The organism is Streptomyces sp. NRRL S-31 (assembly GCF_000718775.1).
Classification (GTDB): Bacteria; Actinomycetota; Actinomycetes; order Streptomycetales; family Streptomycetaceae; genus Streptomyces.
In genome coordinates, this window is sequence record NZ_JOCB01000009.1 from 124,314 (window position 1) to 138,362 (window position 14,049).

Annotated in this window: 9 protein-coding genes and 1 pseudogene; 6 read left to right on the forward strand and 4 right to left on the reverse strand. The window is 76.5% G+C overall.

All coding sequences use genetic code 11. The annotated features are described in order from the left end of the window. The first annotated feature begins 55 nt into the window (after positions 1-55). Entirely contained in the window at positions 56-649 is a 594-nt protein-coding gene (locus IF37_RS0106180; protein ID WP_030737356.1) for a hypothetical protein, read from the forward strand. A 392-nt stretch (positions 650-1,041) separates the two neighbouring features. Here the strand turns inward: IF37_RS0106180 and IF37_RS40725 are convergent, their stop codons facing one another. The 3 genes and pseudogenes from IF37_RS40725 to IF37_RS0106195 form a co-directional block, all read right to left on the reverse strand. Continuing rightward, on the reverse strand, positions 1,042-1,599 hold the full coding sequence (locus tag IF37_RS40725; RefSeq protein WP_030737358.1) for a hypothetical protein: 558 nt from the start codon (positions 1,597-1,599) through the stop codon (positions 1,042-1,044). A gap of 478 nt (positions 1,600-2,077) precedes the next feature. Next, positions 2,078-3,269, reverse strand: a pseudogene (locus IF37_RS41180) (HEAT repeat domain-containing protein); the annotation flags it as partial. 202 nt (positions 3,270-3,471) lie between these two features. Further along, complete coding sequence (locus IF37_RS0106195; protein ID WP_030737361.1) at positions 3,472-5,139, reverse strand: acyl-CoA dehydrogenase family protein; 1,668 nt, start codon at positions 5,137-5,139, stop codon at positions 3,472-3,474. A 71-nt stretch (positions 5,140-5,210) separates the two neighbouring features. On the opposite strand from IF37_RS0106195, the gene IF37_RS0106200 reads away from it, so the two are divergent. From IF37_RS0106200 to IF37_RS0106215, 5 genes are all read left to right on the forward strand, one after another. Further along, a complete protein-coding gene (locus tag IF37_RS0106200; protein WP_030737364.1) occupies positions 5,211-5,969 on the forward strand; it encodes a PaaX family transcriptional regulator C-terminal domain-containing protein in 759 nt (252 codons plus the stop codon). A gap of 206 nt (positions 5,970-6,175) precedes the next feature. Then, on the forward strand, positions 6,176-6,331 hold the full coding sequence (locus tag IF37_RS44345) for a hypothetical protein (RefSeq protein WP_158727291.1): 156 nt from the start codon (positions 6,176-6,178) through the stop codon (positions 6,329-6,331). Positions 6,332-6,441: 110 nt separating this feature from the next. Then, the gene (locus IF37_RS0106205) at positions 6,442-7,620 is read left to right on the forward strand and encodes a benzoate/H(+) symporter BenE family transporter (protein ID WP_253915663.1); all 1,179 of its coding nucleotides are present in this window, start codon (positions 6,442-6,444) and stop codon (positions 7,618-7,620) included. Between the two features lie 280 nt (positions 7,621-7,900). Continuing rightward, complete coding sequence (locus IF37_RS0106210; RefSeq protein WP_030737372.1) at positions 7,901-8,461, forward strand: hypothetical protein; 561 nt, start codon at positions 7,901-7,903, stop codon at positions 8,459-8,461. A 7-nt stretch (positions 8,462-8,468) separates the two neighbouring features. Next, on the forward strand, positions 8,469-12,758 hold the full coding sequence (locus tag IF37_RS0106215) for a cation-translocating P-type ATPase (protein ID WP_030737381.1): 4,290 nt from the start codon (positions 8,469-8,471) through the stop codon (positions 12,756-12,758). A gap of 171 nt (positions 12,759-12,929) precedes the next feature. On the opposite strand, the gene IF37_RS0106220 is transcribed toward IF37_RS0106215, so the two are convergent. Continuing rightward, positions 12,930-14,009, reverse strand: a complete 1,080-nt coding sequence (locus IF37_RS0106220; protein ID WP_037855800.1) for an NADH:flavin oxidoreductase/NADH oxidase — start codon at positions 14,007-14,009, stop codon at positions 12,930-12,932. Positions 14,010-14,049 lie beyond the last annotated feature (40 nt).

Sequence of the window (14,049 nt, forward strand, 5' to 3'; positions counted from 1 at the left end):
GCGGGTTCCCACGTACGGGAGGGCGTTCCGGCCGGTCGGTGCGCTCGTGAGGAGGATGCCCTTGAAGGCGTTCCGTGGTCCGAGGGTGTGGCTGTGGCGCTGGCGGCGCAACCCGCTCAAACGCCGGGCCGACGTGGTGGAAGCCTGGGTGGTGCTCGGCGCCTGTCTGCTGACGGTCCTGGCCGGAGTGCTATCGGGTCTCGTGGCGGCCGGCTCGGTGGAGCACCGACTCGCCCGGGAGCGGAACAGCCGGTGGCCCGCCGTGGCCAGGGTCGTCGCGCGGGTTCCGGGGGCGTTCCCCGAGCGGGGCGGCCACGCCTCCGCCGGTGAACGGGTCTGGGCGAAGGTGCGCTGGACCGCGGCCGACGGCTCCGTCCGCACCGGCCGGGTCCGGGTGGGGCCCGGCAGCGAGCCCGGTACGCGGGTCACCGTCTGGACCGACGCACGGGGCCGGCTCGCCGGCCGCCCCACCGCCGCCTCCGAGGCCGCCTTCCGGGCGACGCTGACCGGCGTCCTGATCGGCGTGGGCGCCGCGGCCGTCCCCTTCGTCGGCGGCCTGGCGGCGCGGAGCCGGCTGGAGCGCGGGCGCATGGAGGCATGGGACACGGAATGGGCCCGCCTGGGCCCGCAGTGGGGACGCATGGTCTGACCCCGCCTGGACTCACTCACCGGCTGCCCCGACAACGCGGCCTGCGGCGCCGGGAGCGGCCCTATGGCCCCGGCAGCGCGACTCGCCGCGCTCGCGGGGTGGCGTGCGGCCCTGGCAGCGCGGTCCGTCGCCCTGCCGACGTTGCCTGCGGCCCCGGCGGCCAGGCTCGCCGAGTTGGGGGCGCGGCGTACTGCCTTGGCGGTGCGGCCCACCGTTCTGGCGGCACAGCCTGGGGTTTCGGCGGCACGGTTTCCGGCCTTGGCGGTGCGGCTCGCGACGCCGGCTGCACCCGCCTTCGCGGGAACGCCCGTCGCAGGTGCCGGGAGCAGACCAGCTCCTCCCGGCCCCGCCCCCGCTTCCCGCTCCCGTGCCGCCCCTGCTCCCGTCCCCGCCTATGTCTCCGCCAGCACCTCCCGGCCGATGCGCAGCAGTTCCTCGTCGTCGGGGATGTCGCGAGGGGCGTAGGCGTCCCCGTGGGCCGTGTGGCGGCGTGGCCGGGACAGTTCGGCGGCGAGCAGGTCGCGCAGCGGCGCGGCGGCGGGGCCCAGTGCGGTCAGGCAGCGGGCGATGGGGACGCGGGTGCGCGGGTCCGCCGACCAGGCGGCGCGGAACACGGGCCGGACCAGGGCGGCGTCCCCCGTGATGCGCCAGAGCGCGCACGCGGCCGGTACGCGTTCCCGCACCGGCCCCGACCGAAGGAGCCGGCGCGGCTCGGGCAGCGCGCGGTGGGCCGCCGGACCCAGGGCGCCGAGTCGGCGGACCACGGCGCCGCGGACCGCCGGGTCGGTGTGTGCCAACCCGGCGACCTGGAAGGGGAGCACGGCGTGGGCGTCCCCGTCGGCCGACCACAGCGCGCCCGCCGCGACGGGCGCGTGCCGGGTGCGCAGCAGGGTCCGCAGGATCGGTGCCGCCTCGGCGGCGGCCCCCAGCCCGGTCAGCGCCTCGATCACCCGGCCGGCGATCGCGTCCCGCGCTCCCAGGCCGTCGGGGGAGCCCGAGAGCAGCCGCAGCAGCTCGGGGACGGCGCCCTGGTCACCGATGGCGCTGATGGCCGTCAGCAGCGGGGTGGCCAGCCGGGCGGCGCCGGGGGAGTCGAGCGGTATCCGGCCGAGGCGGTCGCGCAGCGCGGGGGCCTAGGGAGCGGCGGCCGGGCCCAGGCCCTGTCGTCAGACTCCCGCCTGCCTCGCGACGCCATGCACGCTCCCCCACTGCCTCAAGGGCGTGGGAGGTGCCCCCACTCGCCGCACCGGGCCCCGACCCGAGTACGTCCAGTACGAGGGACGGTGCCCGGCACTCCCCCAGCCTTCGGCCGGGGGGACCCCCGGAGCACGCACCTGACGCCGCGAGGCCCGCCCTCCGGGCGGACGGCGGGACTTTGACGACAGGACCCAGGTGCGCGGCCTCGCAGCCCAGTCCGACGGGCGCCGCGGGCCCGGCCAGCAGTTGCGCGAGGGCCGGGACCGCCCGGCGATCATCGGTCCTGGCCAGTGCCTTGAGCGGGCCGCCCAGGGCGGGCGGACATCGTTCCCAGCGGCGCGTCCACAGGTCGGGCCGGGCGGCGACCAGCGCGTGCAGGGCGTCCGCGGCGGGCGCGGCCAGGGCGTACAGCTCCGCCAGCGCGGAGACCGCCGCGTCCCGCAACCGGTCCTCCTCGGTGCCCAGTTGTGCGCCGAGCAGCCGTACGGGCTCGTCGTACGCGCCGCGCCAGCCACGGAACAGCCCCGCCGACATCCACACCGCGTTGCACCGGTCCACCGGGTCGGGACTGGTCAACTGGCAGGTGAGCAGGGCGATCCGGTCGCCCACCCGGTCACCGAGCGCACCGTGCAGGGTGCGCAGCAGCGCGGCGCCCTGCTCGTCGGATGGCCGCAGCCGGCGTATCCGGCGCACCAGGGTGTCCGTGCCGGACCGCTCCCGCGTCCGGTGGCGCTGCGCGGACCGCTGCCGCAGCAGGCGGACCGCCACCGGCACCGGGTCGGCGGGGAGCCGGCCGGGCGCGCGGAGCGCGAGCTGGCCGAGCGCCGCGAGCCGCAGCCCCGGCGCGTAGGGCGGCGCGCTCTGTTCGGCCAGGAGGTCCACCGCGTCGTCGGCGCAGCCCGGGTGCCGGCGCGCGAACAGGCCGAGCGCCTCCGTGAGGACCGGCAGGACACGGTCGTCCCGCTCGGCGCGCAGCCGTTGCCGCAGCAGTTCCAGGACCCTCGGGGGGATCGTCCAGGAAGCGCACCAGCGCCCCGGCCGCCGCCTGCCGCACCGCGGGGTCCGGGTCCCCGGCGAGCACGGCGAAGGCCCCGGCGCCCGCGCGCACCGCCGCCCGCGCCCGCCCGTCCCGGTCCGCGCCCTCGGTGCCGTCCCCGCCGATGCTGACCAGCAGTTCCACGACGCAGCCCCGGTCCGGCACCGCCTCGCGCGCGGCCAGCGCGAACAGGAAGGGGACGCAGGCGAGCGTCGAGTCGTAGACCCTGCCCTGGTGGTGCACCGCGCCGTACATCCCGTCGAGCGCGGTCGCCCGCTCGGCGGAATCGGCGGACGCCAGCGCCCGTAACCAGCCGGGCACGTCCTCGGCGCTGCCGTGCGCGTGCCGCAGCGAGGCCCAGTCGACCTCGTCGATCCCCGTGAACACGTTGCCCTCCCCAGCCGAGCGCCACCTGATCGCGAGTGTGCACCACGGCAGTGACAACGGTCCGGAGACACCTGCTGACCGTGTGCGATCCGTCGGCGGTCACCGGCCACGAGGCGCATCGCGCGCACGCGCGTGAGGGCGAAGTATCCGGTTACCGCGGACCGCTCCATCGAGGCACGCCGCGCGCACGCGCGCGAGGGCGTCAGTCCCGGTCGGGCAGGGCGCGTTCCAGGATGGCGCCGAGGTCGGTCCCGGCGGGCAGGGTGCCGAACGAGTGCCCCCAGTCGCCGCCCAGCCGGGTCGCGCAGAAGGCGTCCGCGACCGGGTGCGGAGCGTGCCGTACGAGCAGGGACGCCTGGAGCGCCAGCGCCATCCGCTCGACCAGCCGGCGGGCTCCCGCCGGACCTGTTCCGGCCATCTCGTCCCGCAGCGCGGCCACGGCCGTGTCCAGGCGGGCGTCGGCCCCGCGCGCGAGGGCGAGTTCGGCGAACAGGGCCTCGGCGGTGTCCGGTTCGCGGCCCAGGGCGCGCAGCACGTCGAGCGCGTTGACGTTGCCGGAGCCCTCCCAGATCGACAGCAGCGGGGCCTCCCGGTAGTGCCGGGGCATGCCGGAGTCCTCGACGTACCCGTTGCCGCCCAGGCACTCCAGGGCCTCGGCGGTGAAGGCGGGGCCCCGCTTGGTGACCCAGTACTTGCCCACGGCGGTGGCGAGGCGCCGGAAGGCCCGCTCCCCGGTGTCCCCGCGCACCGCGCGGTCCGCCGCGCCGGCCAGCCGCAGCGTGAGCGTCGTCGCCGCCTCCGACTCCAGCGCGAGATCGGCCAGGACGTTGCGCATCAGCGGCTGGTCGATCAGCCGGGCGCCGAACGCGCTGCGATGCCGGGCGTGGTGTCCCGCCTCGACCAGGGTCTTGCGCATCAGTGTGGCCGAGGACATCACACAGTCCAGGCGGGTGCAGTTGACCATCTCGATGATGGTCTTCACGCCCCGCCCCTCCGGCCCCACGAGCCAGGCCACGGTCCCGTCGAACTCCGGCTCGGAGGAGGCGTTGGACCGGTTGCCCAGCTTGTCCTTCAGCCGCTGGACGCGGAAGGTGTTGCGGGTGCCGTCCGGCAGGACGCGGGGCACCAGGAAGCACGACAGCCCGCCCGGAGCCTGCGCGAGAACCAGGAAGACGTCGCACATCGGCGCCGAGGTGAACCACTTGTGGCCGCGCAGCGTGTACACGCCGTCCTCGGCGGTGGGCGTGGCCGTGGTGGTGTTCGTCCGCACGTCCGAGCCGCCCTGCTTCTCGGTCATGCCCATTCCGGCGAGCAGCCCGGGCTTGTCGGTGGGCACGCGCAGCACGGGGTCGTACTCCCGGCTGGTGAGCAGCGGCTCGTAGACCTTGGCGAGGTCCGGCTGGGCGCGCAGGGCGGGCACGGCGGCGTACGTCATCGACGTGGGGCAGCCGTGTCCCGCCTCCGTGTGCCCCCACACCAGCCCGCCCGCGGTCCGGGCCACGTGCGCGCCCGGCCGCTCGTCCGCCCACGGGGCGCCGGCCAGGCCGGCGGCGACCGCTGTCCGCATCAGGTGGTGCCAGCCGGGGTGGAACTCCACCTCGTCGACGCGGTGGCCGTAGCGGTCGTGGGTGCGCAGCACCGGCTCGTACCGGTTCGCCAGCTCGCCCCACTCCTGCGCATCCGCGCTGCCGGCCCGCGCGCCGAGCCGGCGCACGTCGTCCTCCGCCCACCCGGCGCCCTCCCGGCGCAACCCCTCCAGCAGGGCCTGGTCGGCGGCGGCGTCGTACGGGGCGAGCGGTGGCGCCTGGTTGGTGACGTCGTGCGTGGCGGACTGCGGCTGAACCGGCGACTGCGCGGGAATCGAGACCATACGACCATGTTGCACTTACTCTGCGGTCGTAGCAATGCTGCAACAAGAAGACGCACGTACAGTACGGACCCATGTGCGTGAACGTCCCTGCGGAACCGGCTGCGGCGGGTCTGCGACCGCTGTCCGCCCGGTCGGTCGTGCTGAGCCTGCTCCTCGGCGCGCATCCGCCGGAGCTGCCGGTGAAGGACCTGGTGCGGCTCGTGGAGCCGTTCGGGGTCGGCGGCTCCACGCTGCGGGCGGCGCTCAGCCGGATGGTGGCCGCCGGTGACCTGCGGCGCACGGACGCCGTCTACCGGCTCAGCGACCGGCTGCTGGACCGGCAGCGCCGCCAGGACGACGCCGCCGACCCGCGCACGCGCGCGTGGCACGGCGACTGGGAGATGGTGGTGATCACGGCGACCGGCCGCGGCCCCGCCGAACGCGCCGACCTGCGCGCCCGGCTGGCCGCCCTGCGCCTGGCCGAACTCCGTGAGGGCGTGTGGCTGCGCCCGGCCAACCTGGACCGGCCGCTCCCCTCCGACGTGCGCCGGGTGGCGCTCGCGTACACGGCCCGCCCCGAGGAGCCCCCGCGCGAGCTGGCCGCCCGGCTCTGGCCGCTGGCCGACTGGGCATCCGGCGCCCGGCTGCTGCTCACCCGCGCGGACGATGCCGCCCGCCCGGCCGACCGGCTCACCGTCTACGCGGCGGCCGTCCGCCACCTGCTCACGGACCCGGTCCTGCCGCCCGCGCTGCTGCCGCCCGACTGGCCGGGGGACGCCCTGCGCACGGCGTACGCCGGATACCGGCGGGAACTCGCCGCGGCGCTCGGCGCGCGGGACGAGCGGCAGTGACCGCGGAACGAGGCATCCACGTGGCCCGGCTCCCGACGCCCGAACCGGGAAGCGGTGTCCGCGGCCGTTCCCGCCGCCCGCCGGATGACCGGCGGATTCGGCGGCATGCTCTCCCCGCGCGTCGCGGGGGACCGGCAGCGCTCCCCGCGCCTCGCGCGGAGCCGCGAACTCTGCACCCGTGCCACGTCGTTGAGCGGTGTGGAAAGGTGCGTCGAACACCGCCGCACCTGCGATGGGCCGGGCAGCACCGGACCGCCGGACCGTCGGACACGGTCCGGCTCTCCCTCGGCCCGGAGAACCCGGCCGATGTCGTCGCCGACCTGGAACAGGCCCTGGAAAGGGCAGCGAAGGAGGACCGTTGAGCCCCGAGTCCACCGAGACGGACACCACCGCACCGTCCTCCGCTCCCGACCGCTCGGAGCGGGAGGGGCCCGGGGGACCGGAGCCGGCCGCCGCGGCGAGCCGGCCCCGGCTGCTGCGCGACGCGTCGCCGTCCGCCGTACTTGCGGGCCTCGTGGCCGTCGTCGTCTCCTACTCCGGACCGCTGGCCATCGTGCTGTCGGCGGCCTCGGCGGGGCACCTCGACACCGCGCAGACCAGTTCCTGGGTCTGGGCCATATCCATCGGCAGCGGTCTGACCTGCATCGGGCTGAGCCTGCGCACCCGGATGCCGGTGATCACCGCCTGGTCGACGCCGGGCGCGGCACTGCTCGTCACGAGCCTCGGCGCCTACCCCTACGCCGAGGCCGTCGGCGCGTTCCTCGTCACCGGCGCCGTCATCGCGCTGGTCGGGGTGACCGGGGTGTTCGGTCGGCTGATGCGCCAGGTGCCGACAGCGGTCGTCTCGGCGATGCTGGCGGGCATCCTGTTCAGCTTCGGCACCCACGTCTTCACCTCGCTGAAGACGGCGCCGGTCATCGCCGGAGCCGTGCTGGCGGCCTACTTGGTGGGCAAGCGGCTGCTGCCCCGGTACGCGGTGCTGATCGCGCTGGCCGTGGGCGTCGTCGGCAGCGCGGCCACCTCGAGACTGCACGTCCACGTCGACAGCATCGAGCTGGCCCGGCCGGTGCTCACCACGCCGGAGTTCTCCGTCGCGTCGCTCATCGGCGTCGCCGTGCCGCTGATCCTGGCCACGCTCGCCACGCAGAACGCTCCCGGCATGGCGGTGCTCTCCGCCTCCGGGTACGAGGCTGATGACCGGCTGCTGATCGGCACCACCGGACTGGTGTCGACGGCGCTCGCCCCCTTCGGGGCGCACGCGGTCAACCTGGCCGCGATCACCGCCGCGATCTGCACCGGTCCCGAGTCGCACCCCGATCCGCGGCGGCGCTACGTGGCCGGTGTCTCCTGTGGTGCCTTCTACCTGCTGATCGGCGCCTTCGGCTCCACGCTGGTGGCCTTCTTCGCCGGACTGCCGAAGGAACTGGTGGCCGCGATCGCCGGTGTGGCCCTGCTCGGCGCGCTCGCCGGCGGCATCACGGGCGCGGTCAAGGAGGAGAAGGACCGCGAGGCCGCGCTGATCACGTTCCTGGCCACCGCCTCCGGCGTCACCCTCTTCGGCATCGGCTCGGCGTTCTGGGGCCTAGTCTTCGGCGTCGCCGCCCATCTCGTGCTGTCCGGGAAGTGGCGCGGCAGGACGGCCGCCACATGAGGTGACGAGGGGCCGGCCCGCCGCCGGGCGGCCCGGCAGGGCTCACGCGCAGATGATGTCCGCCGAGCCGGGCCACCAGGCGTGGCCGGCGGAGCGAACGTGGCGTGTGGCGCCGACGGAAGCCGTGGCGTTCCCTGGTAAGTGCGGACGTCCCCGGCGAACGGCAACCGCGGACGTTTCCGATAGAAGGCAATTGCGGACGTTTCCGGTGAAAGGGGATGACCAGCGCGGTCGCGGGCACTCGGTGGGGCACGTAAGGCGAACTCACCCGAGGAGAGTCATGGCTGAGCAGAAGTCGTCGTCGGCCCTCACGGCGCCCCTGCGCGGCGCCGCCTCGGTACTGCGCAGGGTGCCCGGCGCCGGAACGGTGAGCAGGGCCGCCGAGGAAACACTGGACAAGGTTGGAGCGGTCTCGCCCCGGGGACGGCGCATGGCGGTGTACGCCGGGGCCGGGGTGCTCGGCGCGGCGGGCGTGGTGGAGTGGCCGGTCGCGCTCACGGGCGCGGCGGTGGCCTGGCTCACCCAGCCCAGGCCCGCCCCGCGGGCGGACGTGGCCGCACGGGAGCCCGAGCCCGAACCCGCCCACGACCTGGGCACCGCGGCCCTGCGGTCCGGCGCCGGGAGCCCCGGACACGGCCAGGCGGCCGGACCGGGGGCCGCCGAGGGCACCGAGGCCCCCGGACCCGTCGCGGGCCCCGGGGCGAAGGGATCAGGTCACCCGGGGGCGGCCGGTCCACCGGAGTCCGCCCACGGTTCCGCCCACGGAACCCGGGCGTCGGCGGCCCGGACGTCCTCCGGCCCCCTCGGCCCGACCGCGCGGCCCGACCGCACCACGCTCTGAGGAGGTCATGGTGGTGGGTCTGCTGACGGCGCCGTCGACCGCCGCCCGCCTGTTGCCCGCGGTCCCACGCCTGCTCGCGCGGGCGGCGGCACCGGTGGCCGGACTGGCCGCCGGTGCCGCCGCCGGTACGGCGCGCGCCGGCGTGCGCGGCGCGGACGCCGCCGCGCGGATCGCCCGGGTGGCCCGCAACGCGCTCCCCGGCGCCGGGGCGCACTGGCGTTCCGGCGCCCGCGCCCACCTCGCCGTACGTCCCGTCGAGCGGGACCGGGCGCGGCGCGCGGGCGGCACCGGGGAGCTGGCGCGCCGGGTGGCCGAGGCACTCGCGGACCATCCCGATGTGCTCTTCGCCTACTGGGACCAGGGACTCTCCCGACTGGTGGTGACCGCGACCGGTGAGGAGGCCGCCGACCGGGTCCTGGACCACGCGGCCGACCTGGCCGAACGGCACGGCCTGGTGCTCGCCGGCGGGGACGTGGAGGAGATCACCCACCCCGCCGACCCGGCCGGGGTGCGCGCCGCGGCGGCGGCGCTCGCCGCCGACGCCGCCGGGATCGCCGTCGGCCTGACCGCGTACTCGCTGCGGCTGCCGCCCTCGCCCCGGGTGGCGACCGCGGTCGTGACCCTGCTGCGGGAGAACCCGCGCTTCCGTGCCCGGCTGCGCGCCCGGATCGGCGCCACCCCCATGGACCTCGTGCTGGCCTGCGCCAACGCGGCCGTGCACGGCGCCGGGCAGACGCCCAGCTCGCTGGTGCTCGACGGCGTCCTGCGCGCCTTCCAGCTCGCCGAGACCGTGGCCCGCTCGGCCGCCTTCGACATGGTGCACGACCAGCTGTGCGCGCCGCGCCGGACCAGCCTCGCCCCGGACGGCCCGCCGCGCCCCCCGCTGCGCGTCTCACCGGCCCAGGAGTACGCGGCCCACGCCTCCGCGGGCAGCGTGCTGGGCGCGGCGGCCACCCTGCTGGTCAAGCACGACGGCGCCGAGGCGGCGGAGGCGGTGCTGGCCGGCTCCCCGAAGGCCGCCCGCTACGGTCCCGCCGCCTTCCACGCCGTACTGAGCACCGCCCTGTCCCGCACGGGCGTACTGGTCCGCGACCCGGAGCGGATGCGCCAGCTGGAGATGGCCGGCACGGTCGTCCTGCACTCCGGCGCCCTGCGCACCGGGGACGGCGAGGCCGACCCGTGGGCCGAGCCGGTGCTGGACGCCGCCCGCCGGGCCGGACTGCGGGTCGTGCTGGTGGACGATCCCGCGCTGGAGGACTTCACCGGGCTGGCCGACCGGGTCGTCGACGCCCGCCGGCCGCTGGACGACGTGGTGTACGAGGCGCGCGGCGACGAGGGCGCCGTACTGGTCGTCGCCCGGGTGCGCACGGCCGACGAGCACGACGTCCTGGCCGCACTGCGCGCCGCCGACGTCGCGGTCGCCCTCACCGACCAGGACGCCGCCGTCGTCTGGGGCGCGGACATCCTGGGCCCGCACGGCCTGCCCGACGTGTGGCGGATCCTGACGGCGGTGCCGGCCGCCCGAGCGGTCGGACACCGTGCCCAGACGCTGGCGCGCTCCGGTGCCGCGCTGTCCGGGCTGCTCGTCGCCGTCGGCGAGTCCGGCGGCGGAGGCGGCCGCCGGGCCCTGCTGCCGGGACTGCGGCACGCACCCGTCGACGCGGGTGCCGCGACCGCGCTGCTGTCCGGGACGCGGGCCGCGCTGGGTGTGGCGGCGGCCGGCGCCCCGCACCCGCGGCCCCGGGTGCACTGGCACGAACTGGGCCCGGACGAGGCCAGGGAACGGCTGGCACACGAGCCGGCCGCCGGCACCGGCACGTCGCTGACCGCCCGGCTGCGCAAGGCCGCCGAGGGCGTCACCCGACATCCGGCCGTCGCGCCCGCCCGCTGGTCCTACCAGCTCGGCCGCGCCGTCCGCGGGGAACTCCACGATCCGCTCACCCCGGTGCTGGCGGTCGGTTCGGCGGCCTCCGCGATCCTCGGCTCGGTCGTGGACGCGCTCCTCGTCGTCGGTGCCCTCGACCTGAACGCGCTGGTCGGCGGCGTCCAGCGGCTGCGGGCCGAGCGGGCGATGTCCGGGCTGGTCGCGGAGCAGAAGCAGCGGGCGCGCCTGGTGCCGCCGCCGGACGAGGCCCCGGCCGACGGCACCCGCACCGTGGAGGCGGGCCGGCTCCGGCCCGGCCAGGTGATCCAGCTCAAGGCGGACGACGTGGTGCCCGCCGACGCCCGGCTGCTGTGGCAGGAGGGGCTGGAGGTGGACGAGTCCGCCCTGACCGGCGAGTCGCTGCCCGTGGAGAAACAGACGGACCCCACGCCGCACGCCCCCGTGGCCGACCGGCGCTGCATGGTCTTCGAGGGGACGACCGTGGTGGCGGGGGAGGCGCGGGCCCTCGTGGTCGACACCGGCGACCGCACCGAGGCCGCCCGCGCGGTCCACCTCGCCGCCCGGACGCCCCCGGCCGGCGGAGTGCAGGCGAGGCTCCAGGAACTCACCCGCAAGGCGCTGCCGCTGACCCTGGCGGGCGGCGCCGCGGTGACGGGCCTGGCGCTGCTGCGCGGCACCCCGATCCGGGAGGCGGTCAGCGGCGGCGTGGCGGTGGCCGTCGCGGCCGTACCCGAGGGGCTGCCGCTGGTGGCCACCGTCGCCCAGCTGGCGGCCGCCCGGCGGCTGAGCCGGGGCGGCGTCCTGGTGCGCACCCCGCGCACGCTGGAGGCGCTGGGCCGGATGGACACCATCTGCTTCGACAAGACCGGCACGCTCACCGAGAACCGGTTGCGGCTGGTGCGCACCACCGACACCGAGGGCGCCGTCCACGCGGTGGACGACACCGGCTCCGCGCGCACGATCCGGGCCGCCGCGCGGGCCTGCCCACAGCTGAACGGCGGCTCCGAGCAGCCGGTGCACGCCACCGACGAGGCCGTGCTCACCGCCGCGGAGCCCGATCCGGACTGGACGCAGCTCGCCGGCCTGCCGTTCGAGGCCGCGCGCGGGTACGCCGCCGCCGTCGGCCGGAGCGGGGACGGGCCGCCCGTGCTGGTGGTCAAGGGCGCCCCGGAGACCGTGCTGCCCGCGTGCTCCGAGCTGCCCGGGCACGCCGCCGACGCCGCCCACGCGCTCGCCGGGGGCGGCCTGCGGGTGCTGGCCGTGGCCGAACGGCGGCTCGGCGCGGACGAGCAGGTGTCCGAGGCCCTCGACCGACCGCTGGGAGACCTGGGGTTCACCGGCCTGCTGGCGCTGTCCGACGTGCCGCGCGAGACCTCCACCGCGCTGGTGAACGGGCTGAACGGGGCCGGTGTACGACCGGTCATGCTCACCGGCGACCACCCGCAGACCGCGCGGTCGATCGCCGCCGATCTGGGCTGGCCCGAGGACACCGTGGTGGTCACCGGTGACGAGCTGGCCGCGGCGGACCGAGCCGCCCGGGCCCGGATGCTGCGCGACGCGGGCGTGGTGGCCCGGGTGGCGCCCGAGCAGAAGCTCCAGGTCGTGGAGGCGTTGCGGGACGCGGGCCGGGTGGTCGGCATGGTCGGCGACGGCGCCAACGACGCCGCGGCGATCCGCGCCGCCGACATCGGCGTCGGCATCAGCGCGCGCGGCTCGGCCGCCGCCCGCAACGCCGCGGACATCGTGCTGACCGACGAGGACCTGACGGTGCTGATCGACGCGGTCGGCGAGGGCCGCGCCCTGTGGCACAGCGTGGCCGACGCGATCGCCATCCTGATCGGCGGCAACGCGGGCGAGGTCGGTTTCGGCATCCTCGGGACGCTGCTGTCCGGGCGGGCGCCGCTGTCCACCCGGCAGATGCTGATGGTGAACCTGTTCACCGACCTGTTCCCGTCGATGGCGGTGGCGGTCACCGAGAAGGAGGGCGAGGCCGACCTGGGGCATGTGGAGGAGGCCGCCGGCGTGCTGGGCGAACCCCTGCTGCGGCAGATCCGGCACCGGGCCCTGACCACGTGTCTGGGCGCGGTGACGGCCTGGCTGATCGGCCGCTTCACCCCGGGCACCGCCCGGCGCTCCAGCACCATGGCGCTGTGCGGGGTGGTGGGGACGCAGCTCGTGCAGACCCTGCTCGACCGGCGGGACAGCCGGCTGGTGCAGGTCACGTCCCTGGGTTCCGCCCTGGCCCTGGTCGCCGCGGTGCAGACCCCGGGCGTCAGCCGCCTCTTCGGCTGCACCCCGCTCGGTCCGGTCGCCTGGGCCGGGGTCGCGGCCGCGATCGCGCTGGCCCTGGCGGGCCAGCGCACCCTGCCCCGCCTGGAACAGACCATCGGCCGCCTGCTGCGGACATCCTGACCGGCGCGGCACCCGCCGGGCGGACCGCCCCGGCCCACCGGGCCGTGGGTGGTGGCGGGTCGAGCCGACGGCTCATGGGTGGTGGCGGGTCAGCCCACCGGGCCGTGGGTGGTGGCGGTCGGGCCGCCGGGTCGTGGGGGCCGGGGCCGCCGCCGGTGGCGCGGGGCCGGGTCAGACCGAGCGGTGGTACTGGTCCGGCACCCGGATCTCCGCGCCCAGCTCCCGGGCGGCCTGCCGGGCCCAGGACGGGTTGCGCAGCAGCTCCCGGCCGAGCAGCACCACGTCCGCCTCGCCGTTCTCCACGATCTTCCGGGCCTGCCCGGCCTCGGTGATCAGACCGACGGCGCCGACCCGCAACGGGGACTCGTCCTTCACCCGGGCGGCGAACGGAACCTGGTAGCCGGGACCGGTCGGAATGCTGACCCGCGCGGCGTTGCCGCCGGTGGAGACGTCGAGCAGGTCGACGCCGTGGGCGTGCAGATCGCGGGCGAGGCGCACGGTGTCGTCCGGCGTCCAGCCGTCCTCCTCCAGCCAGTCGGTCGCCGAGACGCGGAAGAACAGCGGCTTGTCCGCGGGCCACACCTCGCGTACGGCGTCCACGACCTCCAGGGCGAACCGGGCGCGGTTCTCGTAGGAGCCGCCGTAGGCGTCCGTGCGCCGGTTGGAATGCGGGGAGAGGAACTGGTGGATCAGGTAGCCGTGGGCGCCGTGCACCTCGACGGCCTCGAAGCCCGCGGCGAGCGCCCGGCGCGCGGCGGCGGCGAACTGACCGACGATCTCGCCGATCTGATCGACCGTCAACTCGGTCGGGACGGGGTGACCCTCGTCGAACGGGACCGGGCTCGGGCCGTACGGCTGCCAGCCGTGGGCGTCCTGGCCGACGGGCGCGCCGCCCTTCCAGGGCCGCTCGGTGGATGCCTTGCGGCCACTGTGATTGAGCTGGATGGCCGGCACGGTGCCCTGGGCGACGAGGAAGCGGGTGATCCGGCGGAACGCCTCCACCTGGGTGTCGTTCCAGAGCCCGAGGTCGTACGGGGAGATCCGGCCCTCCGGCGCGACCGCGGTGGCCTCCACCACGATCAGACCGGTGCCGCCGGCGGCCCGCGCCGCGTAGTGCGCGAAGTGCCAGTCGTGCGGGGCGCCGGTGAGCGGGCCCTCCGGTTCGGCCGAGTACTGGCACATGGGGGCCATCCACACCCGGTTCGGGATGGTCACTTCGCGCAGGGTGATGGGCTCGAAGAGCGCGCTCACGACGGACTCCATTCGTCACGGCCGGCTGATGCCTTCATAC